The 23,677-nt window shown below is 64.9% G+C and carries 25 protein-coding genes; 8 read left to right on the forward strand and 17 right to left on the reverse strand.

Translation table 11 applies throughout. The features are described from left to right. Positions 1 to 15: 15 nt before the first annotated feature. The 12 genes from ptsP to AC1DKY_RS15360 form a co-directional block, all read right to left on the reverse strand. Positions 16 to 1,746, reverse strand: coding sequence for a phosphoenolpyruvate--protein phosphotransferase (gene ptsP, locus AC1DKY_RS15305; RefSeq protein WP_441603045.1), 1,731 nt, complete (start codon positions 1,744 to 1,746; stop codon positions 16 to 18). Between the two features lie 155 nt (positions 1,747 to 1,901). Continuing rightward, positions 1,902 to 2,171 carry an HPr family phosphocarrier protein gene (locus AC1DKY_RS15310; RefSeq protein ID WP_441603044.1) on the reverse strand — a complete coding sequence of 90 codons (270 nt, stop codon included), beginning with the start codon at positions 2,169 to 2,171 and terminating at the stop codon, positions 1,902 to 1,904. Beyond that, positions 2,164 to 2,556: a PTS sugar transporter subunit IIA gene (locus tag AC1DKY_RS15315; RefSeq protein ID WP_441603043.1), complete on the reverse strand. Its 393-nt coding sequence runs from the start codon at positions 2,554 to 2,556 to the stop codon at positions 2,164 to 2,166. Before AC1DKY_RS15315 ends, AC1DKY_RS15310 begins: the two co-directional genes overlap by 8 nt. Positions 2,557 to 2,599: 43 nt before the next feature. Then, a complete protein-coding gene (gene rapZ / locus AC1DKY_RS15320; protein WP_441603042.1) occupies positions 2,600 to 3,493 on the reverse strand; it encodes an RNase adapter RapZ in 894 nt (297 codons plus the stop codon). 3 nt (positions 3,494 to 3,496) lie between these two features. After that, the gene (gene hprK / locus AC1DKY_RS15325; RefSeq protein ID WP_477165428.1) at positions 3,497 to 4,447 is read right to left on the reverse strand and encodes an HPr(Ser) kinase/phosphatase; all 951 of its coding nucleotides are present in this window, start codon (positions 4,445 to 4,447) and stop codon (positions 3,497 to 3,499) included. Positions 4,448 to 4,565: 118 nt separating this feature from the next. After that, positions 4,566 to 4,889 (reverse strand): ribosome hibernation-promoting factor, HPF/YfiA family, encoded by a 324-nt coding sequence (gene hpf, locus AC1DKY_RS15330; protein WP_046973272.1) that lies wholly within the window; start codon positions 4,887 to 4,889, stop codon positions 4,566 to 4,568. 290 nt (positions 4,890 to 5,179) lie between these two features. After that, the gene (locus tag AC1DKY_RS15335; protein ID WP_441603041.1) at positions 5,180 to 6,658 is read right to left on the reverse strand and encodes an RNA polymerase factor sigma-54; all 1,479 of its coding nucleotides are present in this window, start codon (positions 6,656 to 6,658) and stop codon (positions 5,180 to 5,182) included. Positions 6,659 to 6,781: 123 nt separating this feature from the next. Beyond that, entirely contained in the window at positions 6,782 to 7,501 is a 720-nt protein-coding gene (lptB, locus tag AC1DKY_RS15340; protein ID WP_046973274.1) for an LPS export ABC transporter ATP-binding protein, read from the reverse strand. Beyond that, positions 7,501 to 8,124, reverse strand: a complete 624-nt coding sequence (gene lptA / locus AC1DKY_RS15345; RefSeq protein WP_441603040.1) for a lipopolysaccharide transport periplasmic protein LptA — start codon at positions 8,122 to 8,124, stop codon at positions 7,501 to 7,503. The genes lptB and lptA overlap by 1 nt, the downstream gene beginning before the upstream one ends. Continuing rightward, complete coding sequence (gene lptC / locus AC1DKY_RS15350; protein WP_477179619.1) at positions 8,015 to 8,635, reverse strand: LPS export ABC transporter periplasmic protein LptC; 621 nt, start codon at positions 8,633 to 8,635, stop codon at positions 8,015 to 8,017. Before lptC ends, lptA begins: the two co-directional genes overlap by 110 nt. Positions 8,636 to 8,679: 44 nt before the next feature. Further along, positions 8,680 to 9,219, reverse strand: coding sequence for a KdsC family phosphatase (locus AC1DKY_RS15355; RefSeq protein WP_441603038.1), 540 nt, complete (start codon positions 9,217 to 9,219; stop codon positions 8,680 to 8,682). Between the two features lie 92 nt (positions 9,220 to 9,311). Continuing rightward, on the reverse strand, positions 9,312 to 10,322 hold the full coding sequence (locus AC1DKY_RS15360) for a KpsF/GutQ family sugar-phosphate isomerase (RefSeq protein WP_441603037.1): 1,011 nt from the start codon (positions 10,320 to 10,322) through the stop codon (positions 9,312 to 9,314). 253 nt (positions 10,323 to 10,575) lie between these two features. Here AC1DKY_RS15360 and AC1DKY_RS15365 point away from each other — a divergent pair, with 253 nt between their 5' ends. Both AC1DKY_RS15365 and murA read left to right on the forward strand, forming a co-directional pair. Further along, positions 10,576 to 10,815 carry a BolA family protein gene (locus tag AC1DKY_RS15365; protein WP_441603036.1) on the forward strand — a complete coding sequence of 80 codons (240 nt, stop codon included), beginning with the start codon at positions 10,576 to 10,578 and terminating at the stop codon, positions 10,813 to 10,815. A gap of 43 nt (positions 10,816 to 10,858) precedes the next feature. After that, positions 10,859 to 12,118, forward strand: a complete 1,260-nt coding sequence (murA, locus tag AC1DKY_RS15370) for a UDP-N-acetylglucosamine 1-carboxyvinyltransferase (protein WP_121882351.1) — start codon at positions 10,859 to 10,861, stop codon at positions 12,116 to 12,118. A 70-nt stretch (positions 12,119 to 12,188) separates the two neighbouring features. Here murA and AC1DKY_RS15375 read toward each other — a convergent pair whose 3' ends face one another. The 3 genes from AC1DKY_RS15375 to purM are packed head-to-tail and all read right to left on the reverse strand — an operon-like array spanning position 12,189 to position 14,662. Next, positions 12,189 to 12,905, reverse strand: coding sequence for a DUF3108 domain-containing protein (locus AC1DKY_RS15375; protein ID WP_441603035.1), 717 nt, complete (start codon positions 12,903 to 12,905; stop codon positions 12,189 to 12,191). A gap of 55 nt (positions 12,906 to 12,960) precedes the next feature. After that, positions 12,961 to 13,629, reverse strand: a complete 669-nt coding sequence (gene purN, locus AC1DKY_RS15380; RefSeq protein ID WP_441603034.1) for a phosphoribosylglycinamide formyltransferase — start codon at positions 13,627 to 13,629, stop codon at positions 12,961 to 12,963. Between the two features lie 4 nt (positions 13,630 to 13,633). Next, positions 13,634 to 14,662 (reverse strand): phosphoribosylformylglycinamidine cyclo-ligase, encoded by a 1,029-nt coding sequence (purM, locus tag AC1DKY_RS15385; protein WP_441603033.1) that lies wholly within the window; start codon positions 14,660 to 14,662, stop codon positions 13,634 to 13,636. Between the two features lie 148 nt (positions 14,663 to 14,810). Between purM and AC1DKY_RS15390 the strand changes: the two genes are divergently transcribed. From AC1DKY_RS15390 to hda, 3 genes are all read left to right on the forward strand, one after another. Continuing rightward, complete coding sequence (locus AC1DKY_RS15390) at positions 14,811 to 15,791, forward strand: DUF2066 domain-containing protein (protein ID WP_441603032.1); 981 nt, start codon at positions 14,811 to 14,813, stop codon at positions 15,789 to 15,791. Between the two features lie 84 nt (positions 15,792 to 15,875). Further along, positions 15,876 to 17,063: an AI-2E family transporter gene (locus tag AC1DKY_RS15395; RefSeq protein WP_441603031.1), complete on the forward strand. Its 1,188-nt coding sequence runs from the start codon at positions 15,876 to 15,878 to the stop codon at positions 17,061 to 17,063. After that, a complete protein-coding gene (hda, locus tag AC1DKY_RS15400; RefSeq protein WP_441603030.1) occupies positions 17,060 to 17,764 on the forward strand; it encodes a DnaA regulatory inactivator Hda in 705 nt (234 codons plus the stop codon). Before AC1DKY_RS15395 ends, hda begins: the two co-directional genes overlap by 4 nt. A gap of 157 nt (positions 17,765 to 17,921) precedes the next feature. Here the strand turns inward: hda and AC1DKY_RS15405 are convergent, their stop codons facing one another. Then, positions 17,922 to 18,725: an inositol monophosphatase family protein gene (locus AC1DKY_RS15405; protein WP_441603029.1), complete on the reverse strand. Its 804-nt coding sequence runs from the start codon at positions 18,723 to 18,725 to the stop codon at positions 17,922 to 17,924. Between the two features lie 156 nt (positions 18,726 to 18,881). Here AC1DKY_RS15405 and AC1DKY_RS15410 point away from each other — a divergent pair, with 156 nt between their 5' ends. Next, on the forward strand, positions 18,882 to 19,655 hold the full coding sequence (locus AC1DKY_RS15410; protein WP_441603028.1) for an RNA methyltransferase: 774 nt from the start codon (positions 18,882 to 18,884) through the stop codon (positions 19,653 to 19,655). A 122-nt stretch (positions 19,656 to 19,777) separates the two neighbouring features. Here AC1DKY_RS15410 and AC1DKY_RS15415 read toward each other — a convergent pair whose 3' ends face one another. Further along, positions 19,778 to 21,100, reverse strand: coding sequence for a hemolysin family protein (locus AC1DKY_RS15415; RefSeq protein WP_441603027.1), 1,323 nt, complete (start codon positions 21,098 to 21,100; stop codon positions 19,778 to 19,780). A 158-nt stretch (positions 21,101 to 21,258) separates the two neighbouring features. On the opposite strand from AC1DKY_RS15415, the gene AC1DKY_RS15420 reads away from it, so the two are divergent. Further along, complete coding sequence (locus AC1DKY_RS15420; RefSeq protein WP_441603026.1) at positions 21,259 to 21,888, forward strand: DUF47 domain-containing protein; 630 nt, start codon at positions 21,259 to 21,261, stop codon at positions 21,886 to 21,888. Between the two features lie 79 nt (positions 21,889 to 21,967). After that, positions 21,968 to 23,089 carry an inorganic phosphate transporter gene (locus AC1DKY_RS15425; protein ID WP_441603025.1) on the forward strand — a complete coding sequence of 374 codons (1,122 nt, stop codon included), beginning with the start codon at positions 21,968 to 21,970 and terminating at the stop codon, positions 23,087 to 23,089. The last annotated feature ends 588 nt before the right edge of the window (positions 23,090 to 23,677 follow it).

Raw genomic sequence — 23,677 nt, forward strand, 5'->3', positions numbered from 1 at the left:
AGTTCGGCGGTCGGGCTAGCCAATAATGCTGGCCAGCAACGCCTCAGCCTCCTCATGCGTGCGCGCACGAAGAATGCGCGGCGCATGCGACCGCAATACGGCATGATCGAGCGAAGCCAGACGATCGCGCACATGCAGCAACTGGCTGGGATGCATGCTGAATTCGCACAGGCCCAGCGCCAGCAACAGGCCGGTGAAATTCGCATCGCCGCCGATTTCGCCGCACAGGCTCACGCCTTTCTTCGCGCGGCGGCCTTCGGTGATCACGTAGGCGAGCAGGCGCAGCAGCGCGGGCTGTAGCGGGTTGTAGATGTTTTCCAGCGCATCGTTGCCACGATCGGCGGCGAGCACATATTGCGCCAGATCGTTGGTGCCGATGGCCAGGAAGTCGGCGTGTTCGAGCAGGGCGCGCACATTGATGGCGGCCGCCGGCACTTCGATCATCGCGCCAAGCTGCAGTTTTTCCGGCAGGTCGACGTTCTCGCGCTTGAGCTCCTGACGCGCCAGCTTGAACAGCGTGCGTACCGCAATGAGCTCATCGGGCTGGGTCACCATCGGCACCAGCACGCGCACCGGCCCGTAGCAGGCCGCGCGCAGGATGGCGCGAATCTGCGTGGAAAACACGGCCGGATAACGCAGCGACAGGCGCACGCCGCGCACGCCCAGCGCCGGGTTGTCTTCGCCGCGCAAGACGAGTCCCGCGGCGTCGGCCTTGTCCGCACCCAGGTCGAGCGTGCGGATGGTGACCGGCAAGCCGCCCATGCCGAGCACCAGATCGCGATAGGCGATGAACTGCTCGTCTTCGGTGGGCAGTCCCTTTTGGCGCAGGAACAGGAACTCGGTGCGATACAAGCCCACGCCGTCGGCGCCGCGTGCGCGCGCCATCGCAATATCGGCGGGCATTTCCGCATTGGCGAACAGGCGGATGTCGACGCCGTCGCGTGTGCGCGTGGGTGCGTTCGCCAGCGTGGCGAGGCGGCGACCTTCAGCCGCGGCTTCGCGCTGCCAGGCGCGGTAGTGGGCCAGGTCCTGTGCGGTGGGATGCACCACGGCCTCGCCGCGTTCGGCGTCGAGCAGGATCAGGTCGTCATCGTGGATGGTCGACAATGCATCGCGCGCGCCCACCAGCATGGGCAGATCGAGGCTGCGCGCAAGGATCGCGCTGTGCGAATACGGGCTGCCCGAACTGGCGACCACGCCGAGCAGGCCGGCGCCGGCGAGGTGCGCCATGTCGGCCGGGGCGATGGTGTCGGCGATCAGGATTTCGCCCACGCGTGCGGCCAGCTTGCGTTCTTCGCGACTGGTCTGGCGCTGCAGAGCGGAGATCACGCGACCGATCACCTGGTCGACGTCTTCCTTGCGCGAACGCAGGTAGGGATCGTCCATCGCCTCGAACACGGCCGCGAGGCGATCGCGCTGCTTCTTCAGCGCCGCGCCCGGACGGTAGTGGCCGATGCGGACCAGGTCGTCCAGTCCGCGCAGCAGTTCGGGATCATCGAGCAGCAGGCTGTGCGCATCGATGAACTCGTTCACTTCGCGGGCGAGCGCACCGTGCAGCTTGCCGCGCAGCTCGCGCAGTTCCTGCCGCGCGGTATCGAGCGCTCGGTGCAGCCGGGCAAGTTCGATTTCGACTTCGTCCTCATTGAGCGGACGGGTGTCGACCAGGTAGCGACTGGGCTGCACCAGGCGGGCACGGCCAAGCGCCATGCCTTTTGCTGCCGTGGTGCCTGTCAGTACCTGTCTCATGCATGCCTTCCATGGTGTAACGGCCGGTCCGGCCGTGCGCGACGTCGGCATCCGGCCAACGTGTCGAATGCTGGATGAGAAAGATCGCACGACGCAGCCCACCGGGCCGTGAATACGGCCTCAGCTCGGCAGTCGCGGGCAATCTTTTTCCGCACTCAGGCTCCTTCGTCGAACTTGCGATCGAATAGCGCCACCACGGCGTCGATGGCAGACGCTTCGTCCGGACCATCGGCGCGAACCACCAGGGGCGTGCCGATGCCGGCGGCCAGCATCATCACGCCCATGATGCTTTGTGCATTCACCTCGCGGCCCTTGCTGATCAGCCAGACGGTGGACTTGAAGCCCTGCACCAGCTGCACCAGCTTGGCCGAGGCGCGGGCGTGCAGGCCCAGTTTGTTGGAAACAACAATCTCTTTCTCAAGCATGGTCGATGAAGATTCCTCCGCGGCCACCACTGGCGGCGATTTCCGCCAGCTCGTCCAACGGTTTTTCTGCGTAATTGAGTACGCGCAGCAGCATCGGCAGGTTCAGTCCCGATACGCAGCGCAAGCGCACGCCCAGCGCACTGAGCGACAAGCCGATATTGCAGGGCGTGGCGCCGTAAAGGTCGGCCAGCACCAGCACACCGTCGCCTTCGTCCAGCTCGCGTGCGTGCTTGGCCGTAAGCGTGCGCATCACGTCCGGATCGGAGTGCGGTGGCACTTCGGCTGCCTCCACGCGCAGGGGCAATTTGGGCAGCACGTGGTGGGCGGCGGAGATCAGCGCCTGGCCGACCGCCTCGTGCGTCATCAACAGCACGCCGACGCTCATGACGGCGTGCCGATCCGTAGTGCAAGGATGCTCAGCATGGCTATCACTCGAGTTCGCGATGAAAGGTAAGCACGCCATTGCGTAGCGCGCGGTAATGGGCGGCAAGCTTTTCCACCAGATACACCGAGCGGTGTCGACCGCCGGTGCAGCCGATGGCGATGGTGACGTAGCTGCGGTCGTCCGCTTCGAAGCGCGGCAGCCAGGTGTCGAGCCAGCGCGCCGTATCGGCAAAGTATTCGGCGACCAAGGGCTGCGCATCGAGGTAGGCGCTCACGGCGGCATCCTTGCCCGACAACGGGCGCAGCGTGGGATCCCAGTGCGGGTTCGGCAGGCAGCGCGCGTCGAATACGAAGTCCGCGTCCAGCGGCAGGCCGCGGCGGAACGCGAACGACTGGAACATCAGCGTAAGGCCTTCGGTGGCCTCCGCATAACCGGCGGCGAACAGTCGGCGCAGCTGATGCACGTTCAGTTCGCTCGAATCGATCACCTTGTCGGCAATGGCCGAGAGCGGGCGCAGCACGCGACGCTCTTCGGCGATCGCATCGGCCAGCGACAGGCCTTGCCATGAAAGCGGGTGACGGCGACGCGTTTCCGAATAGCGCTTGATCAGCACATCGTCGCGGCAGTCGAGAAAGATCAGGTGCGCCTTCACGCCCGCGGCGGCCAGCTCCGACAGGATGGCCGGCATGCGCTTGAGGTCTTCGCCAGGATTGCGCACGTCCACGCCGACGGCGACATGGCGACGCTTGCCTTCCACATTGCGGCTCACCGCCGCCACCAACTGTGGGAGCAGGGCGGTGGGAAGGTTGTCGACGCAGTAGAAATCCAGGTCTTCCAGCGCGCGCAAGGCCACTGTCTTGCCGCCGCCGGACATGCCGGTGAGCACGATCAGGTTGATCGCGTCGGCTGGGTTGCTAGTGGATATCGTGTCGCTCATGGGTCACCACGGAGGCAGCCGGCGCATCTGGTGCGCCTGGCGGTCGATGAAAGTCTGTGCCGGGTCGATGCCCTTGCTCTTGAGCACGTGGTTGCGCACGGCGGCCTCGACCAGCACGGCAAGGTTGCGACCGGGCGCCACCGGGATGGTGATCATCGGCACCGGCACCTCGAAGATTTCGCGGTGGCCGATATCGCCGGTGAGGCGGGTGAGTCCATCGGTGTCTTCCCCCTCGCGCAGCGGTTTCAGGTGCACGACGAGGCGAAGGTATTTGGAGGGCTTGACCGCAGTGTGACCAAACATCTCGCGCACATTCAGCACGCCCAGTCCGCGCACTTCCAGCAGGTCCTGCAGCAGCTCGGGGCAGGTGCCGTCGATTACGTCCGGCGCGATCAGGGTGAATTCGGTGGCGTCGTCGGCGACCAGTCGATGACCGCGGCTGATCAGTTCCAGCGCAAGCTCGCTTTTGCCCGAACCCGATTCGCCGGTAATCAGCACGCCGATGGAAAACACTTCCAGGAACACGCCATGCAGCGTGACCTTGGGCGCCAGGATGCGCGCCAGATGGTATTGCATCCAGGTCAGCAGCTCGTGGCCGCGCTTGGAGCTGATCCACAGCGGCGTATTGGTTTCTTCCGCCACTTCGCGCAGGTCGCTGGGGATGGCCTGATCCTTGGTCACGATCATCGCCACCGGCTGGTAGGCGGCAATCTTGTTGATCGCCTCCCAGCGCTGGCGCGAATCGAGGCTGTCGAGGTAGTTCAGCTCCTCGGTGCCGATGATCTGGATCTTGTTCGGATAGATGACGTTGAGGTAGCCGATCAGCGAGGGGCGGCGCGTGGTCGTCGCGGCTTGTTCGAGCGCGCGCGATTCGCCGCGCATGCCGGACACCCAGCGCAAGGCCATGCGCTCGTGAACGCTGTCATAGAGTTGTCGGGCGGAGAGCCGGTCCAAGCTTTGTCCTTTGCGCCGCCGGAACAGGGCAGCTACATGGACATTGTGCCAGTTCGCACCGGCGGACGCCTTGGATGAGGCAGAGGGCCCGCCCGGAGCCGGGCGGGCCTGGCACAGATCAGCCGTACAGGCGCTCCTCGCGGGCGGCGCGCTGATGTTTGTCGCAGATCTTCTCGCGGTGCTTGCGCAACTGGGTCACCAGCTTGTCGAAGAGCACGTCGATGGAGACGTACATGTCATTCTCAAGCGCTTCGGCGTGCAGGGTGCTGCCCGTGACATTGAGCGTGCCCTCGGCGCGCTGCTGCAGTTTGTTCACGGAGAGAACGATGCTCAGGCTGAGAATGCGCTCATCGAGGCGGGTGAGGCGGTCAAGCCGGTTGTTCACGTGATCCCGGAGGGCCGGGGTGACTTCAATCTGCTGACCGCTGAGTTGAACTTGCATGTTGCGCCTCCTCTGGTACTTGCCGCAGACGCGGCTGGAATCGATGCGCCGGACGCCCATGTCGTGGCCGACACACCTTTGAAAACTCCGGTATTGCGAAGGTTTTCTCAGGCCTCCTCACCAAGTCGGGATAGTCACTATGCACCTCTGAAGTTGCCTGTGCGTTAGAAAGACCTTCACGCCTCAGACATGACAGATTTCCCGTCGTATCGACTTACCTATGAGTATGGGGACGCCTTTTTTGCCGCCAAGTTCCCGGGGCGGTTTGCCGCAGACGCGGGCAAACTCGTTCAGCCAGCGCGCTGGCGCTCGCTGGAGCTGGGAATACGCATGGCTTCGCGGTATTTGGCGACGGTGCGTCGGGCAACCTGAATGCCCTTGCGATGCAACTCCTCCGCGATGGCCTGGTCGGACAGCGGCTTGCGCGGGTCCTCGGCATCGACCAGCTTGCGCAGCATGGCCTGGATGGCGGTGGCCGACGCACTGCCACCGTCTTCGGTGGACACGCCGCTGGAGAAGAAATGCTTGAGTTCGAACGTGCCCCGCGGCGTATGGATGTATTTGCGGGTAGTTACACGTGAAATGGTCGATTCGTGCATGCCCACTTCCTCGGCCACTTCGCGCAGCACCAGGGGGTGCATGGCTTCGGGGCCGTAATCGAGGAAGGCGCTCTGCCGGCGCACGATGGCTTCGGCCACCTTCAGCAGCGTCTCAGCGCGCGATTCCAGGCTCTTGATGAGCCAGCGCGCCTCCTGCAGCTGTCCGCGCATCCAGCTGGCGTCGGTGCCGCGGGCCTGGGCGATCAGGCCGCAATAGTGCTGGTTGAGTCCGAGTCGCGGCTGGCAATCGGGATTGAGACTGACCCGCCAGCGACCCACGTCTTTGCGTGCATAGACATCGGGGGCGACATATTCGACCGGCGTGATATCGAGTGCCGCGCCCGGCCGTGGATCGAGGCTGCGGATCAACACGGCTGCAGCGGCGGTATCGTCTTCGCTCACGCGCAGTTTGCGCGCAAGCCGTGCGATGTCGTTGCGCGCGAGCAATTCCAGTTCGGCGTCGACGATGCGCAAGGCCAGTTCGCGCTGCGGTGTGTCCGCATCAAACTGCTCAAGCTGCACGCGCAGGCAGTCGCGCAAGTCGATGCTTGCCACGCCGGTGGGATCGAAGCGCTGCAGCATGTGCCGCACGTACTCCACTTCCGCTTCGGTCGCCCTGACGTCGGTGGCCAGGGCCGCGATCAGCGACTCCATGCTTTCGGTGAGATAACCATCCGGATTGAGTGCGTCGATCAACACCGTGGCGATGGTGCGATCGCGCGCGCTCATATGCGTGAGGTTGAGCTGCCACAGCAGATGTTCCTGCAGCGTTTCCTGCGCGGCGCTCTGCGGCTCGAAACCGTCTTCGTCCGCGTTGTTGTTGCGCGAAGAGGCGCCACTGAGCGAGAAGTCGACCGGATCGTCGCTGCCGCCGTCGCGCTCCACATCACCCCATTCGGGTGCTTCGGCGTCGTCGACGGTATCGCTGCTGCTACTGGAGCTGGACGAGCTGACCGGTATCGCATCCATCGGCGGCTCGGACTCGCGTTCGTCACCCTCGAGATTGTCGGGGTTGTCGTCGGCGAACTCGAGCAGGGGATTGCTTTCGGCGATCTGACGCAGCTCAGCCTCGAGCTCAAGCTGCGACAGCTGCAGGAGGCGAATGGCCTGTTGCAACTGTGGTGTCAGCGTGAGCTGCTGATTGAGGCGAAACTGCAGTCCGGGTTTCATGCCAGCCGGTCAGGATGAACGTGAAGGTCATCCTAACTCTTGCCTCCTGGGTCGGCCATAGGTCGAAGGCGAAATCGCGTACTACCTCAGATTTAGCCCTGACGGTCGGCTGTTCCGCAGCCGTTACAGGCGGAATTCGCGACCCAGGTACACCTCGCGGACCTTTTCGTCGGCGAGGATATGTGCTGGCGTTCCACGCGAAAGCACTTCACCGTCGTTGAGGATGTACGCGCGATCGCAGATGCCCAGCGTCTCGCGCACATTGTGGTCGGTGATGAGCACGCCGATGCCGCGTTCCTTCAGATGGCGCACGATGCGCTGGATTTCGCCCACCGAAATGGGGTCGACGCCCGCGAACGGTTCGTCCAGCAGCATGTAACGCGGATGCGCGGCCAGTGCGCGTGCAATTTCGACGCGGCGACGTTCGCCACCGGACAGGCTGATGCCCTTCTGGTCGGCGATATGCGCGATCTTGAGCTCGTCCAGCAGGCTTTCCAGCTCGTTGGTGCGACGCTTCTCGTCCCAGCCTTCACGCAGTTCCAGCACCGCCATGATGTTGTCGGCCACGGTAAGACGACGGAACACCGAGGCTTCCTGCGGCAGATAACCGATGCCGAGCTTGGCGCGCTGGTGCATCGGCAGGCCGGTGATGTCCTGCTTGTCCAGCTTGATGGTGCCGGCGTCGGCTTCGATCAGGCCGACCACCATGTAGAAACACGTCGTTTTGCCGGCGCCGTTGGGGCCGAGCAGACCCACCACCTCGCCTTCGCGGATGGAAAAGGCAAAGTCGCGCACGACCTGCCGCGCCTTGAAACTTTTTTGCAGACCTTCAGCAGACAGCATCAGTGGCCCTCGGCCGGTTTCGTGGCCGGTTGCGGCGGCGCTGGCGGCGTGCCCGGCTTCGGCGGCGTAGCGGCAGGCACCGGAGCCCCTGCGGGCTTCTGCTTGGGCAGGATCACGCCGTGCACCAGGCCGTCGCCGGCGGCTTCGCCGGTGATCAGCGAGGTCTGCGTGTTGTAGACCAGCTTGTCGCCATGAAACTCACCGCGACCCTGCTGGCGCACCACGGCGTTACCCGTAAGCACCGCAATGCCGTTGATGTTGTCGTAGTCCAGCTGCAAGGCATCGCCCTGCATCAGGTTGCCGGCGTCGTCGAGCTGCTCGATATGGGCCAGGTTGCCGGTCACGACCGCACGCGCCACCTGGGTGTCGGCATCGAGGTAGAGCTTGGCCAGGGCGCCGGTCAGCTTCATCGTGCCCTGCGTGGCCACGACATTGCCGGTGAGCGTGGTGACCGTATTGGGCGCGTTGAACCCGTCCATGGACTTGGACGAGAAGTTCATCGGCTGATTGCGGTCATCCTGCTTGGCCAGCGCCGGCTGCAGGATGAGCAGTCCCAGGCCCAGCAGGGCGAGGTGCAGCTTGAGACTTCTTGGGTCGCGGCGGAAACGAGCCGGTGACTTCATCGAACAGCTCCAGATGATTGGTGTTGAGGTTGGCACGCATGCCCACCCCGTTAAGTGTACGTGCGCCTTGCTTCATATGCGCTGGGGCATCCGTCACCATTCGGTTTTCTTTTGGCCAGGCAGTGACCTCGGAGGTGTGCATCTCGGCCGCATCGGTCTGGGCAAAGGCCGCCCGGTGCATGTAGACCGGGCCCTGCAGCTTGAGCAGGGTGCCGCTCTTGTCGACCCAGGCGTACAGCGACTTGCCCAGCCAGGGCGGCACGCCGGCCTCATTGGAGGGCAGCGTGAAGTCCGGCGTGTTGATGTACAGCGACTCGTCGTTCTCGCGGCGCTCCAGGTGCGGGGCGACCATCTCGAAGCTCGGCAAGCCATCCACGTCGTACGACCACAGCTGGAAATTGGTCAGCGTATAGCCCGAACGGGGCGGGCCCACGAAGTCGCTGACCTTCGGCGCGGGCGCCAGCGCCCAGTAGAGCAACTGCGCCGCACCGGTGGCCAGGCCGATCAGCACGATCGCCACCGGGAGACCCCGGTCGCGCAGATAAGATCGCAAGCTCACTGCCAGCGCTCCCGCTCGGCATCGGTCTTGCCCTGGGCATGCAGGATCAGGTCGCAGACCTCGCGGGCCGCGCCCTGGCCACCGCCCAGGCGGGTGCGCCAGTGCGACTGCTCAGCCACCCAGGGATGGGCGTTCGCCACCGCGACAGCCAGGCCCGCGATGCGCATGGCGGGCAGGTCGGGCAGGTCGTCGCCAACGAAGGCGGCCTGTTCCGGCGCCAGGTTCAGCGCTTCCAGCAACTGCTCCAGGCAGGCGCGCTTGTCGCCCTGGCCCTGGTAGACGTGGGCGATGTCCAGTTCCTCCGCGCGCAACGCCACCGGATGGCTGATGCGGGCGGAAATGATGGCCACGTGCACACCCTGGCCCATCAGCAGTTTCAGGCCCAGGCCGTCATGCACGTGGAAAACCTTGGTCTCGCGGCCATCTTCGGCGTACCACAGGCGGCCATCCGTCAGGGTCCCGTCCACGTCGAACACGACGAGGCGGATCTTGGCGGCGCGGGCGAGAACATCGGCGGGAAGGTCAGCCAGATACATGGGAGCCGTCGGCAAGAGGAAAGGGCGATACCGTCAAACGCCGGTCAGCGCAGACGGTGCACGCAGGAATAGATAGCAGCCGAGCCTTTCGATCAGACCACACGGGCGCGGAGCAGATCGTGAATGTTAAGCGCTCCCACCACCTGCTGCTTGTCGTTGACCACCAGCAGCGCGTGAATCTGGTGCTTTTCCATCAGCTGGGCGGCCTCGATGGCCAGCTTGTCCGCACCGATGGTCTTGGGGCCGCGGGTCATCAGCTCGGCCACGGTGGCGCCGCGCAGGTCCAGGTCGTCATCGTCCAGCGCACGGCGAAGGTCGCCGTCGGTAAACACGCCGAGCAGGTGGTGATCGGCGTCGACCACGGCGGTCATGCCCAGCTGCTTGCGGGTCATTTCCATCAGCGCCTGGGTCAGCGAAGCGTTCGGCGGCACCGCCGGAATGCCTTCGCCGGTGTGCATCACATCGCTGATGTGCAGCAGCAGGCGACGGCCCAGGCTGCCTGCAGGATGGGAGCGGGCGAAGTCTTCGGAGGTGAAGCCGCGGGCCTCGAGCAGCGCGATGGCCAGGGCATCGCCCATGACCAGGGCAGCGGTAGTGCTGGCCGTGGGCGCCAGCCCGAGCGGGCAGGCTTCGGCGGCGATGCTGGCGTCCAGGTGCACATTGGCCTGGTCCGCCAACGACGAATTAGCGTTGCCCGTGATCGCGATCAGGGGGATGCCCTGGCGCTTGATCACCGGCAGGATGAACAGCACTTCGTCGGTTTCGCCCGAGTTGGACAGGGCCAGCACGATGTCCTGCGGCAGGATCATGCCCAGGTCGCCATGGCTGGCTTCACCCGGGTGGACGAAGAAAGCGGGCGTGCCGGTGGACGCCAGCGTGGCGGCGATCTTGCGGGCGACGTGGCCCGACTTGCCCATGCCGGTGACGACCACGCGGCCGGCGCAGCTCATGATCAGGCGGCAGGCTTCCACGAATTCGGGGCCGATGCGCGGCTCCAGGGCGCGGATGGTCGCCGCCTCGGTGGCGATCACGGTGCGCGCGCTCTGCACGATGGCGTCGGCGTTGATCGCAAGCGGGTTGGCTGGGGCGACGTAGGCGTTCATGCGTCCTCAAAAGTCTTGCGGTTTCCCGTCATAACCCTGAATGGGCGTCTGTAGACGGGAAACTCGGGTGTATCAATAGGTTGTGGGTGATCAACGGCCTAATTGAGAGGGCGCTGACGTCACGTGTCGTTTCTGCGACAGAGGTTTTCCATTAACATGGCATATTCGCATTTTAACGTCATAGTCGCTGCCATTGGGTTCGGTTCCTGACCGGATCGGCGGCGCTGACCCCAACTCTGCAAGTGGAAAAACCATGGACGCTGCCACCATCCAGGCAATGATCGAACAAGGCCTGCCCGGTGCTCAGGCTTCCGTCAGTGGCGACGACGGCGTGCACTTTGAAGCCCAAGTGGTGGCGGAACAGTTCGCCGGCAAGCTCCCGCTGGCGCGGCACCGCCTGGTTTACGCCACGCTTGGCGATCTCATGGGCGGTGCGATCCACGCGCTGGCCCTCAAGACGCTGACCCCCGCGGAAGTCGCTGCGCGCCATTAAGGCGGCGCTGCACTTCCGAGCCATTCATTCGCAAGGACTTTCCATGGCCAAGATCCTGATCAGTGGCGGCGAGCCGCTCCACGGTGAGGTGGGTATTTCGGGCGCCAAGAACGCCGTACTCCCGATTCTCGCTTCCTGCCTGCTGGCCGACGAGCCGGTGGCGATCAGCAACGTGCCGCATCTGCACGATGTGACGACCTTCATCGAGCTGCTTGGCCAGATGGGCACGCAGCTGGTGCTGGACGACCGCATGAAGATGCACATCGACCCGCGCACCACCGACCGCCACTTCGCCCCGTATGACCTGGTGCGCACCATGCGCGCCTCGATCCTGGTGCTGGGCCCGCTGGTGGCCCGCTTCGGCGAGGCGGAAGTATCGCTGCCCGGCGGTTGCGCGATCGGCTCGCGTCCGGTGGACCAGCACATCCGCGGATTGCAGGCGCTGGGCGCCGAAGTGGTCGTGGAGAACGGCTACATCAAGGCCAAGGCCAAGCGCCTGAAGGGCGCGCGCATCTCGATGGACATGGTCACCGTGACCGGCACCGAGAACATCATGATGGCCGCCGCGCTCGCGCAGGGCACCACTGTGATCGAGAACGCCGCGCAGGAACCGGAAGTGGTCGACCTGGCGCATTGCCTGATCGCCATGGGCGCGCAGATCGAAGGCGCCGGCACCTCCACCCTGGTCATCCACGGCGTGGAGCGCCTGCACGGCGCCGAGTACGAAGTGCTGCCCGACCGCATCGAAACCGGCACCTTCCTGGTCGGCGCGGCAATGACCGGCGGCAAGGTGCGTGCGCGCAACGCCCGCGCCGATACGCTCGATGCCGTGTTGTCCAAGCTGGAAGAAGCCGGCGCGCACATCTCCACCGGCGCCGACTGGATCGAGCTCGACATGCGCGGCCGTCGCCCCAAGGCGGTGAACATCACCACCGCGCCGTACCCGGCGTTCCCCACCGATATGCAGGCGCAGTTCACCGCGCTCAACTGCGTGGCCGAAGGCGTGGGCGTGATCACCGAGACCGTGTTCGAAAACCGCTTCATGCACGCGCTGGAACTGCAGCGCCTGGGCGCGGATATCCGCCTGGAAGGCAATACGGCGATCATCAAGGGCGTGGAAAAGATGAGCGGTGCGCCCATCATGGCGACCGACCTGCGTGCGTCCGCTTGCCTGGTGCTCGCCGGCCTGGTGGCCGAAGGAGACACCACGGTGGATCGCGTGTACCACATCGATCGCGGCTACGAGAACATCGAGGAAAAGCTCGGCGTGCTTGGTGCGAAGATTCGTCGACTGCCTTCCTGAGTCAGGTTTGACATGCGCTATGAAAAAGGCCGCTGATGCGGCCTTTTTCTTTCAGTGCGGCGATAACCGATCAATTGCTCTTGTAACTGACCAACTGCAATTCCAGATTGCCGCCGTCGCTCTGCGAGAGCTTCACCGGTACCGGATATTTCTGCGGTGCGTACCACGCGCTGAAGCTGTTCTGGTCGCTGCTGCGCACCACGCGTTCGGCCTGGAAACTGCCGGCAGGCACCTTCACAGCTTCCTTGCCGGCGACCTTGAATTCCTGCGTTTCCACATTGCGCTTCACCGCAACCGGCAGCGACACGGACTGCTTGCCGCCACGCAGGGCGAGGCCGATCGCGTATGAGGTGGTGTTGCGATCCACCATGCCCGGTGCGCTCGGATACGTCATCGGTCCCTTGCCGTCGTCTACCGTCACCTGGCCGCTGGTCCAGTTCACGTCGGTGTGGCGCTGCTTGTTCTTGAAGCCGGCGTCCATCTTGTAGTCGTAGCTGACGGTTTCCGGCGCACCGTTGTTCCAGCGGAACGTGGTGGTTTCATTCGAGTTGGCGCCAAGTGCCGCCGCGATGCCGCCGGTTCCCTTGATCTGGTTGCTGTACACCCACTGGCCATTGGCTGCGGGCTTGAGCGAGACCACGGCCTCGCCGATCACCTGGCCACCTTGCGATACCTGATAGGTCGCCGTGAACGGGGTAGGTGCGGGTGCCGCGGCAAATGCAACCGATGTGGAAAAGGCCAGCGCGAGGCCGGCAGCGAACGTGCGGAGGGAATGGGATGAGGTCATGGGGACCTCAGTCTACGGGCCGTTCCTGAACGACTTGTAGAGGACTGGAAAACCCTCAGTCAACCAATGCGCCGTGGCGCAGTTGCAGCGGCGCATCCAGCAGCTTGCCGTCCAGCGCCACGCGGTTGGGCGCGATCAGGTCCAGGCGTTGCTCGGCCATCAGTTTGAGCACCGCTGGCAGCAGCTGGTGTTCGAAGGTGAGCAGGCGATGGGCGAGCTGGCCTTCGTCGTCGCCGGGCTGGATCTGGATGCGCGCTTGCGCGATCACCGGGCCGCCATCGAGTTCGGCGGTCACGTAGTGCACGCTGGCGCCGTGCTCCGCGTCGCCCGCTTCGAGCGCGCGGCGGTGCGTGTGCAGGCCGCGATACTTGGGCAGCAGCGACGGGTGGACGTTGATCATGCGACCAACCCACGGCGCGAGTGCCTCGCCGTCGATGATGCGCATGAAGCCGGCGAGCACCAGCACCTGCGCGCCGCTGGCGTCGAGTCGTCGAAACAGTTCGAAGTCGAAATCCCGCCGGTTGGCGAAATCCTTCGGGTTCAGCGTGAAGGTGGGGATGCACGCATCCTTGGCCAGCTGCAGCGCGCCCGCGTTGGGCTTGTCGCTGCCGACCACCACGAAGTCGACCGGCAGCACGCCCGCATCGCGGGCGACGATCAGGGCTTGCAGGTTGCTGCCGCGCCCGGATGCGAGCACGGCGACGCGAAGGCGCGGAGCAGTCACGAACTCAACCGATGTGCACGCGCTCGTCGCCCTGCGCGGGCACGATCTGGCCGATCACCGAGCTGGCCAGGCCATGCTTGGCCAGCAGGGCGCTCGCAGCGTCGACGGCATCGCGCGGCAGGATGACGGTGAAGCCCACGCCGCAGTTGAAGGTGCGCCACATTTCCTCGCGCGCCACGTTGCCTTCGCGCATCAGCCACTCGAACACCGGCGGCAGCACGATGGCGGCCGCATCGATGTGGATGCCGAGGTTGTCAGGCACCACGCGGATGATGTTTTCCTTCAGGCCGCCACCGGTGATGTGGGCCATGCCGTGCACCGGCTGGTTCTTCAGCAGATCCAGCATCGGCTTCACATAGATGGTGGTCGGCGCCATCAGTGCGTCGGCCAGGGTGACGCCGCCCAGATCCAGATCCAGCGGATTGCCGGCGCGCTCGAGGATCTTGCGGATCAGCGAATAGCCATTGGAATGCGGACCGGAGGAGGCCACGCCCAGGATCACGTCGCCGGCCACGATGGCGTTGCCGCTGAGCAGCTGCGACTTTTCCACGGCGCCGACGGTGAAACCGCCCAGGTCGTATTCACCCGGCGGGTACATATCGGGCATTTCCGCCGTTTCGCCGCCGATCAGCGCGCAACCAGCCAGCTCGCAGCCCTTGGCGATGCCGCCGACCACGGCCACGGTGGTGTCCACGTCCAGCTTGCCGGTGGCGAAGTAGTCGAGGAAGAACAGCGGCTCGGCGCCCTGCACCAGCACGTCGTTCACGCACATGCCGACCAGGTCGATGCCGATCGTGTCGTGGCGACCCAGCTGCTGGGCCAGCTTCAACTTGGTGCCCACGCCGTCCGTGCCGGAGACCAGCACCGGCTCCTTGTACTTGCCCGACAGGTCAAAAAGACCGCCGAAACCGCCCAGGCCGCCCATCACTTCGGGACGGGAGGTGCGCTTGACCAGCGGCTTGATGCGTTCGACCACGGCATTGCCTGCGTCGATATCGACGCCAGCGGCGCGGTAGGTGAGTGCGTCGGACATGGGGGCAACCCGGCGGGGAGAAACGACAAATTGTAGCAGCGTAGGGGGATCGTTTCCTGAGTGATGACGCTGAACCGGGACATCTTCGATGGACGCTAGGGGGCGGATTGGGCAGACTTCCGGCGTCCCCCACCGGATTTCGGTCCCCATGCGCCTGTCCCGCCTGCTGCTCGTCTGTTTCATGCTGGGCCTCGCCCCGCTGCTGTCCGTGCATGCGCAGGGGCAGGTGTCGCCGTACACCGTGACCGTGTCCGTGGCCGATACCAGCGAGGCTGCCCGCAACAATGCCTTCGGCGACGCCCTGGCCCAGGTGCTGGCGCGGACCTCCGGCGGCCAGGACCTGAGCGCCAAGCCGGGCTACGCCGATGTGCTCAAGGGCGCCTCGGGCATCGTCCAGCAGTATCAGTACCAGCGGGCCACCACCGGTATGGCCCTGCAGGTCACCTTTGACCAGGCCGCCGTACAGCGCGCCGTGTCCCAGATGGGCGTGTCCGGCGGCGGTTCCCGTCCTCCGGTGCTACTGGTGGTGCGTGATGAGGACGGCAGCGTGCTCACCCGCGATGCGCTGTCCACGCTGACCCAGACCGTTGCCGCCAAGGGCTATAGCACCGTGCTGGCCGATCCGGCCAAGACCGGCGACACACCGAATCTGACCAGTGCCGAGCCCGACCAGGTCGCTGCCATGGCGCGGCAGTACAAGACCGGCCTGATGCTGCTGGGCCAGGTCCATGGCAACGCCGCGGACTGGGTGCTGCTGTCGGGCGGTGCCCAGCAGAAGTGGAGCACGCAGGGCGCCAACGTCGCCGCCGTACTCACCGATGCAGGCAACGGGCTGGCCGACCGTCTCGGCAAGCAGCTCAATGTGATCGGCTCGGTGACGGTCGACGGCAAGCTGTGGGTATCGCAGATCAATTCGGCCATGGATTACGCCAACCTCGTGGCCGTTCTGCGCGCCGATCCCAATGTGCGCCAGGTGACCACGCTCAGCGCGCAGGGCGATGGCATGTTGTTCCTGGTGAAATCCAGCCTGCCGATGGATGCCCTGACCAATAGCCTCGCCGCCGGCGGCCGCGTCCTGCGCGGCGATTCGCATGGCGATGCGGATGCCAGCCTGCGCTGGGTCCACTGATTGCGCCGCGGCGAAAGCCGCGTCATGCGTGCGCCAGCCTGGATCCGGCGCGCGTTTCTTACCGCCTTTCTCATGGGATGAGCCATGTCGATGACGCCTGACAGCTCCCGCCGCTGGCAAATGCTCGCGATCACCGCGGTCATCCTTTACCTGTTCTGGCTGCTGGCGCCGGTGATGATGCCGTTCGTGGTGGCGGCGATGCTGGCTTACCTTGGCGATCCGCTGGCCGATCGTCTGCAGCGGCTGGGCATGGGACGCACGCTGGCGGTAAGCATCGTCTTCATCGTGCTGCTGCTGGTCACCGTTGGCGCGCTGATCCTGCTGGTCCCGCTGATTTCCCGCCAGATCGACAATCTGGTGGACAACATGCCCCGCTATGTGGAGTGGGCCCGCGATACGGCGCTGCCCTGGGTGCAGGCCAAGCTGCACCTCGATCCCAGGGCGTTCGACACCGATCGCCTGATCCAGCAGATCAAGGATCACCTGGGCTCGATCGGCAATGCGGCTTCGGTGGTGCTGGGCAAGATTTCCCGCTCCAGCGTGGGCGTGATTTTGTGGCTCACCAACCTGGTGCTGATCCCGGTGGTGGCGTTCTACCTGCTGCGCGACTGGGACCGCATGGTGGCGTGGATCGACCGCATCCTGCCGCGCTCGATCGAGCCGACTGTTGCCCACCTCGCGCGTGAAGCGGACAGCGTGCTCGGCGCCTTCGTGCGCGGCCAGCTGCTGGTGATGCTCGCGCTGGGCATCTTCTACGGCGTGGCGCTCACGCTGATGGGGCTGTCGGTGGGCCCGCTGATCGGTATGATCGCCGGCTTGCTCAGTTTCGTGCCCTATCTTGGCTTCATCGTGGGCTTCGGCTCCGCGCTGATCGCCGCGATGGTGCAATACGGCGACTGGACGCATGTGCTGATCGTGGTAGGCATCTTCACCGTCGGCCAGTTGCTGGAAGGCTATGTGCTGGTGCCCCAGCTGGTGGGCGACAAGATCGGCCTGCATCCGGTGGCGGTGATTTTTGCCGTGCTGGCCGGCGGTTACCTGTTCGGCTTCCTCGGCGTGCTGTTGGCCTTGCCGGCGGCGTCGGTGATCCTGGTGCTGCTGCGCTACCTGACCGAGCGCTACCGACAAAGCGATTTATACACGGAGGAGGGCGCGGGCGATCCCGTGCTCACCGAAGTGGATGTGGTCGTCGAGACGCCGCAGGGCGAAGTGGAAACCCGCACCGTGGTCGACGACCGAGGCAACCCGAAGGACGCAGTACCGCCCCCATGATTCCGCAGTTGCCGCTTGCCCTGCGTTGGCCTCGCCGCCAGCGTTTCGAACATTTTCATCCCGGCAGCAACGCCGGGACGCTCGCTGCCGTTGAGCAGCTGGCCCACGCGGCGCACACGCCATGGCTCTACCTGGCGGGGCCCACTGGCAGCGGCAAGAGCCATCTGCTGATGGCCGCATGCCAGGCTGCCATCCAGGGTGGTCGCACGGTGCAATACCTGCCCTTGGCCAGTATCGGCAACCGCGCTGCGGCGATCCGTGGCGTGGCCGGGAGCGAATTCCTGGCGCTGGACGATCTGGGCGCCATCGCGGGCGACCGCGAGGCGGAGCACGCCTTGTTCGACTTGTACAACCAGGCCAAGGCCGAAGGCGCCGCGTTCTTGTTCGCGGCCGAGGTGTTGCCCGTGCAGCTGGGACTGGTGCTGCCGGATCTGCGCTCGCGTCTTGGTGCCTGCCAACAGGCTTTGCTGAAGCCGCTGGACGATGCGGAACGGCGCAACGTGTTGCGTGAGCAGGCGGCGACGCGGGGGATCGAGCTGGACGACACGGTGCTGGATTGGCTGTTCAATCGCTACGCGCGGGATCTGGGCGCGCTGCTTGATCTGCTTGACCAGATCGACCGGGCTTCGCTGGCGGCGAAGCGGCGCATCACGGTGCCGTTTTTGCGGGTTTTTCTGCGTGAGTCTGAGCCGGGCGCCTGATTTTTCCCGTCACCTTGTGGGAGCGCACCCTGTGCGCGACTGAGGTAGAACGCAGCGGGACGGTCGCGCACAGGGTGCGCTCCCACAGGGGTTAGGTGGCTCTGGCTACAAAAAAGGCGCCCGAAGGCGCCTTTTTCTTATGACCAATAACGCAGCCTCACGCCATCAACAAACGCGGCGTCGCATTCGCGCTGATCGCATCCACCATCGCCTGCGCCACATTGAGGTTGCCTGCAATGATGTTGCCGCTTTCCGGGATGCCGTCGCGACCGGCGAAATCGCAGTAGCGACCACCGGCCTCTCGCACCAGCAGGGCGCCGGCGGCCATGTCCCACGGCTTGAGGCCGATCTCGAAGAAGCCGTCGAAGCGACCGGCAGCCACGTAGGCCAGGTCCAGCGCGGCCGAGCCGGAGCGACGGATGTCCTCGGCCTGGCCGAGCAGGGCGCGGGTCATGTCCAGCTGGGAGTCCAGGTGCGAACGCTGGCGATAGGGGAAGCCGGTGCCGATCATCGCGCCGGCCAGATTCTCGCGCTTGGCCACGCGCATGCGGCGGTCGTTGACGTAGGCGCCATCGCCCTTGCTGGCAGTGAACAGTTCGTCGCGCAGCGGATCGAACACCACCGCATACACCGGCTCACCCTTGTCGAGCAGGGCGATGGAAACGGAGAAGTGCGGAATGCCGCGCAGGTAGTTGTGCGTGCCGTCCAGCGGATCGATCACCCACACCAGCGGGCCCTTGCCGATCGCGCCGCTTTCCTCGGCGAGGAAGGCGTGGGTGGGGTAGGCGCGCTTGAGTTCCTTCACGATCTCGGCTTCGGCCAGGCGATCGACTTCCGAGGCGAAGTCCATGCGCTGCTTCTCGACGATATTGAGTCCGTCGATGCGGTTCATATAGCGCAGGATGATGTTTCCTGCGGCGCGCGCGGCGCGCACCGCGACATTAATGGCGGGTCTTGGCATGGCTTCGGCTTTCAAAAGAACGGGGTTTTGGCCGCGAAGTCTATCAGAGACATGGCCGCGAGGCAGTCCCGGGAGGCCGACCGGGCGCGTCGCGTTTGACAGGAAGCCCGGAGGTTTCCAAGCTTTGCGCCCGTTTACCCGAGTTTTCCTGCCCCGATGAGCGCTGAATCCGACCTCGCCGCCCGCATCCGCTACGTGCTGGTGCGCACCTCGCACCCCGGCAATATCGGCAGCGCAGCCCGCGCCATCCGCACCATGGGCTTCGACCGGATGGCCCTGGTGGCCCCGCACCGCTTCCCGGACCGGGAGGCTTCGGCCCTGGCCGCCGGCGCCGACGAGGTGCTGGAAAACGCCACCGTGAGCGAAGGTCTGGTCGATGCCCTGGCCGGCACCAGCCTGGCCCTGGGCCTCTCGGCCCGCCGCCGTGGCGTGGACCTGGAGGAACTCACCCCGCGCGAAGCCGCCAGCCGTGCCCTGGCCGCGGCTGCCCGCGGCGAGCAGGTGGCCCTGGTGTTCGGCAATGAGCGCACCGGCCTGGAGAACGAAGAACTGGCGCGCTGCCACGCGATGGTGCGCATCCCCAGCGTGGACGATTTCAGCTCCTTGAATCTCTCGCAGGCCGTGCAGGTGATGGCGTACGAGTTGCGCGTGGCATCGCTGGGCGAGGTGAATGTACCGGTTCGCGCGGACGCCGAACCACCGGCCGATGCGGCGCAGATGGAGCGCTTCTTCGAGCACCTGTCGCAGATGCTCGACGATATCGATTTCCACAAGGGACGCGCGCCCACCACCATCATGTTGCGCCTGCGCAAGCTGTTTCAGCGGGCGCAGCCTGATGAGCGCGAGTTGCGCGTAATGCATGGCATTTTTGCCGATGCACAGCGGATGGCGCAGATTGCTACGGACAAGATCAAGGCGTCGAAGGGCTGAGTAGATCGCTGCGCGACGCTTGGTTCCATTGTGGGAGCGCACCCTGTGCGCGACGGCGAGGCATGGATCGAAACCGAGGCCGTCGCGCACAGGGTGCGCTCCCACAGAAACGCTCTCAGGCCTTAGAACCCGTCTTCTTCCACATCAATCTTCGGCAACCGCGCTACCAGCAGCTTGTCGATGCGCGCACCGTCCAGATCCACCACTTCCACCCGGAAGCCGCGCCACTCGAAGGTTTCGCCGGTCTGCGGGATGTGGCCGAGCACGGCCATCACCATGCCTGCCGCCGTGCGGTATTCATGCTCTTCCTCGCCGGGCAACGCATCGACCCCCAGCAGTTCACGCAGGTCGTCGGTGGACAGCGAGCCGTCGATCAGCCAGCTGCCATCCTCGCGAGGCGTGATCAGCGGGCTTTCCTTGGTGTCGCTGCTGCCCAGCTGGGTGGCGCCCACAATGGCGGCTAGCAGGTCATTGAGTGTCACCAGACCTTCGATGTCGCCGTATTCGTCGACGACGAGCGCCAGTTGCGTTTCCGCATCGCGGAATTCTTCCAGCAAGTCCAGCGCTCGTGCGGTAGCGGGCACGTAGAGCGGCTTGGAGAGCTGGCCGAAGATGTCGGGCTTGCCTTCGGCATAGCTGCGCAGCAGGCGCTTTACTTCGACCACGCCGAGAATGTCGCTTTCGTCGCCGCGGTATACCGGGTAGCGCGAGTAAGGCGTGGTGCGCAGGATCTCAGCGCTCTCCTGGTAATTGGCCGCTGCATCCAGCCACACGATGCGCGTGCGCGGCGTCATCACGCTGTCCACCGTGCGATCGCCCAGGCGCAGCACGCGATTGACCATGTTGTGTTCGTCGCGATCAAGCACGCCGTGCTCGGCGCTTTCCGCCACCAGCAGGCGGATTTCCTCTTCCGTGGCCACGTCGCTGCCGCGTCCCTTAACGCGCAGCAGGCGCAACAGGAAGCTGCTGGAAAGATTGAGCAGCCACACGAAGGGCGCGGTGATGCGCGACAACACCATCATCGGCATCGACACATAGCCGGAGATCAGCTCGGGCGCGGACAGCGCGAGGCGCTTGGGCACCAGCTCGCCAATGACGATATTGATGAAGGAAATCAGCACAAAGCCCAGCACCAGGCCGATGATCCTGGCATAGGGCTCGATCCAGGCTGCGCGTCCGCCATGGATGGCGTTGGCAATGTGGTCGCCCAGCGCATCGCCGGCCAGGGCGCCGGTAATCAGGATCACCATGGTCATGCCCACCTGGACGGTGGAAAGGAAGCGCTCGGGTGCTTCGGCATTGCGCAGGGCCATGCGGGCACGGCGGCTGTCGCGGGCCATGTGCTTGAGGCGGCTCTTGCGCGAGGCCACCAGGGCCATTTCCGACAACGCGAAAAAGCCGTTGAACAGGGAAAGCACGATGACGAGGGCGATTTCGGTCAGCATGCGGGTCGCCGGCCGGTGGGGAGGTCGCGTTTGGACATGAGACGCAGTGTAAGTCCTAAGAGGCCCGGAGGGGCCGGCAGGGTTTGATGCGGTGCGGCTCGGGGCTCCTGTAACATATCCGTCATTTTCCGCCCCCCTCGCACCCAGGCAATAACCGCATGTTTTCATTGCAAACGATTTTCGGCAAAGGCGACAAGTTCTATGGCCTGCTCGAACAGAGCGCCGAGGCTGCTCGCGAAAGCGCCAAGGCCCTGCACGAGCTGGTCACGCGCCGGGACCACGCCCCGGTGATGGCTGCCTTCGCCGCCGCGCGCCAGCGCGAGAAGGCGCTGGCGGGGCAGATCAGCGAGGAACTGGTGAACACCTTCGTCACCGCGCTGGATCGCGAGGACATCGAAGCGCTCAACTCGGCGCTCTACAAGATTCCCAAGACCATCGAGAAGTTTGCCGAGCGCTACGAGATCGTCGCCGATCGAGTGAGCGATGTGGATTTCGCCGCTCGCGCGCTGATCCTGGAACGCGCCACCGGCGTGGTGTCGGAAATGATCGGCGAGCTGCGCCGCGGCCTGCGCATCGATCCGGTGAAGAAGCTGCAGGATCGCTTGCAGACGCTGGAGTCGGAAGGCGATCGCATGTTGCTCTCGCCGTACCGCACGCTGTACGTGGAAGGCGGCGATGCGATGCGCGCGATGCTGGCGAAGGACTTGTTCGAGCTGCTCGAAAAAGCCATCGACAAGTGCCGCGACGTGGGCAATACCGTGTACTCGATCGTGCTGAAGAATTCCTGAGGCGCGACCTGATGAATCCCTTTCAAGTAAGCCGCCCGGTTGTGTTCCGGGCTTACGGCGTTGTGCGCGGGGTGCGCGCATGAGCATCGGTCTGGCTATTGCCGTGGTGCTGATCGCGCTGGCTTTCACCTATATCAACGGCTTCCACGACACCGCCAACTCCATCGCCACGGTGGTGGCGACCAAGGTGCTGACGCCCGGCCAGGCCGTGATGATGGCCGCGATCACCAACCTGATCGGTGCACTGTGGGGCACGGCGGTGGCCAAGACCATCGCGTCGGGCCTGATCGATACGCATGTCATCGATGCGGGGCCACAATTGCTCATCTGCGCCTTGCTGGCCGCCACGGTGTGGAACCTCATCACCTGGTGGTGGGGTCTGCCTTCCAGTTCCAGTCACGCACTCGTTGGTGCGCTGGTCGGCGCGGCGATCGCGGCGTCCGGCAACAACTTCGCTTCGGTGATCTGGTCGCAGGGCGGCGCGCACTGGTGGGATGGCAAGGGCGTGGTGCCCAAGGTCATCCTGCCGATGGTGATTTCACCCTTGCTGGGTTTCATCATCGGCTTTCTGTTGATGGGCGGGTTGTATGCCTTGCTCAGCTGGTTCTCCAGTCGCACCGGCTTCCTGCGGCGATTTGGTCGCACGCCATTCGTGAATGCGTTTTTCGGCAAGGCGCAGATCGTCTCGGCCAGCGCGATGGGTCTGGCGCACGGCATGAACGATGCGCAGAAGAGCATGGGCATCATTGCGCTCGCCCTGGCGGGCGCAACCACCGCCGGTCAGTTTGACGGCCTGCCCGAGTGGCTTAGCTTCCTGCGCATTCATGGTTCGGCTGATGGTGGCTTCAATGTGCCCGCGTGGGTCGCCGTGGTTTGCGCACTGACGATGGCTGGCGGTACCGCAGGTGGTGGCTGGCGCATCATCAAGACGCTGGGTCACAAGATGGTGAAGCTGCATCCCATCAACGGCTTCGCGGCCGAGGGCAGCTCGGCGGCGGTGATTCTCACCGCGTCGGCCTTCGGCATTCCGGTGTCGACCACGCATAACGTGTCGGCGTCGATCATGGGTGTGGGTGCGGCCAAGCGCTGGAATGCGATCCGTTGGTCGGTGGTGGAGCGGATGGTGTGGGCGTGGATTCTTACGTTGCCGATTACGGCGTTGTTGGCGTATGGGTTTGTGAGGTTGGCGGCGACGTTTTGAGTGGGGTTTGGTTGTTGTGGCTTGCTGATTGATCAAGTGTGCAAGCGAGCAAGCGGTGCGCCACACTTCTCCCTCTCCCCTCCGGGGAGAGGGCCGGGGTGAGGGGCGGGTGCTCGCGGGAACGTTTCTTCTTTGCCGTCGTCCCGGCGCAGGCAGGGAGCCAGAGCCTCGGTTTCTGGTTGCCGCGTCACCGCCAGCGTGCCGCCTACGACGCAAAGCTAGTCCCTGTGGGACGCGGCGGGCGTTTCGAACGGCTGCCGCCGCTCGAGTCACTTTTCTTTGCTGGCCCAAAAGATCCCACGGGACTAGCTTCGCGTCGAAAGTAACCCAAAGAAAATGGCCTGATAACGCCCGCAGCATCGTGTTGGGATAAGCCCGATCGCTTGAGGTGCGTCGTTGTGGGACAACCTCCGAGGGTACACAGCGGGTACTGCAAAGCGCTGCGCAACGCGCCCGAATCGCTGAGGACTTAAAGCGGGGCCTCGCTGCGCATCGGCTTTGGGTCACACATAGCGCACTTGGTGCCACGCCTGGCGCTTGTCTGTGGGAGCGCACCCTGTGCGCGACAGCCACGCCACGGTGTACCGC

It is taken from the genome of Dyella sp. 01N448, assembly GCF_056399225.1.

Coding starts and splice junctions, on each gene's coding strand:
- AC1DKY_RS15425 (WP_441603025.1), top strand. CDS start 21,968: ATGAGCATCGGTCTGGCTATTGCCGTGGTGCTGATCGCGCTGGCTTTC.
- hda (WP_441603030.1), top strand. CDS start 17,060: ATGATTCCGCAGTTGCCGCTTGCCCTGCGTTGGCCTCGCCGCCAGCGT.
- AC1DKY_RS15395 (WP_441603031.1), top strand. CDS start 15,876: ATGTCGATGACGCCTGACAGCTCCCGCCGCTGGCAAATGCTCGCGATC.
- rapZ (WP_441603042.1), bottom strand. CDS start 3,493: ATGAGCGACACGATATCCACTAGCAACCCAGCCGACGCGATCAACCTG.
- AC1DKY_RS15420 (WP_441603026.1), top strand. CDS start 21,259: ATGTTTTCATTGCAAACGATTTTCGGCAAAGGCGACAAGTTCTATGGC.
- AC1DKY_RS15335 (WP_441603041.1), bottom strand. CDS start 6,658: ATGAAACCCGGACTGCAGTTTCGCCTCAATCAGCAGCTCACGCTGACA.
- AC1DKY_RS15405 (WP_441603029.1), bottom strand. CDS start 18,725: ATGCCAAGACCCGCCATTAATGTCGCGGTGCGCGCCGCGCGCGCCGCA.
- AC1DKY_RS15415 (WP_441603027.1), bottom strand. CDS start 21,100: ATGCTGACCGAAATCGCCCTCGTCATCGTGCTTTCCCTGTTCAACGGC.
- AC1DKY_RS15355 (WP_441603038.1), bottom strand. CDS start 9,219: ATGTATCTGGCTGACCTTCCCGCCGATGTTCTCGCCCGCGCCGCCAAG.
- AC1DKY_RS15315 (WP_441603043.1), bottom strand. CDS start 2,556: ATGAGCGTCGGCGTGCTGTTGATGACGCACGAGGCGGTCGGCCAGGCG.
- murA (WP_121882351.1), top strand. CDS start 10,859: ATGGCCAAGATCCTGATCAGTGGCGGCGAGCCGCTCCACGGTGAGGTG.
- AC1DKY_RS15365 (WP_441603036.1), top strand. CDS start 10,576: ATGGACGCTGCCACCATCCAGGCAATGATCGAACAAGGCCTGCCCGGT.
- lptB (WP_046973274.1), bottom strand. CDS start 7,501: ATGCTGTCTGCTGAAGGTCTGCAAAAAAGTTTCAAGGCGCGGCAGGTC.
- AC1DKY_RS15310 (WP_441603044.1), bottom strand. CDS start 2,171: ATGCTTGAGAAAGAGATTGTTGTTTCCAACAAACTGGGCCTGCACGCC.
- purM (WP_441603033.1), bottom strand. CDS start 14,662: ATGTCCGACGCACTCACCTACCGCGCCGCTGGCGTCGATATCGACGCA.
- AC1DKY_RS15360 (WP_441603037.1), bottom strand. CDS start 10,322: ATGAACGCCTACGTCGCCCCAGCCAACCCGCTTGCGATCAACGCCGAC.
- hpf (WP_046973272.1), bottom strand. CDS start 4,889: ATGCAAGTTCAACTCAGCGGTCAGCAGATTGAAGTCACCCCGGCCCTC.
- AC1DKY_RS15390 (WP_441603032.1), top strand. CDS start 14,811: ATGCGCCTGTCCCGCCTGCTGCTCGTCTGTTTCATGCTGGGCCTCGCC.
- AC1DKY_RS15375 (WP_441603035.1), bottom strand. CDS start 12,905: ATGACCTCATCCCATTCCCTCCGCACGTTCGCTGCCGGCCTCGCGCTG.
- lptA (WP_441603040.1), bottom strand. CDS start 8,124: ATGAAGTCACCGGCTCGTTTCCGCCGCGACCCAAGAAGTCTCAAGCTG.
- ptsP (WP_441603045.1), bottom strand. CDS start 1,746: ATGAGACAGGTACTGACAGGCACCACGGCAGCAAAAGGCATGGCGCTT.
- AC1DKY_RS15410 (WP_441603028.1), top strand. CDS start 18,882: ATGAGCGCTGAATCCGACCTCGCCGCCCGCATCCGCTACGTGCTGGTG.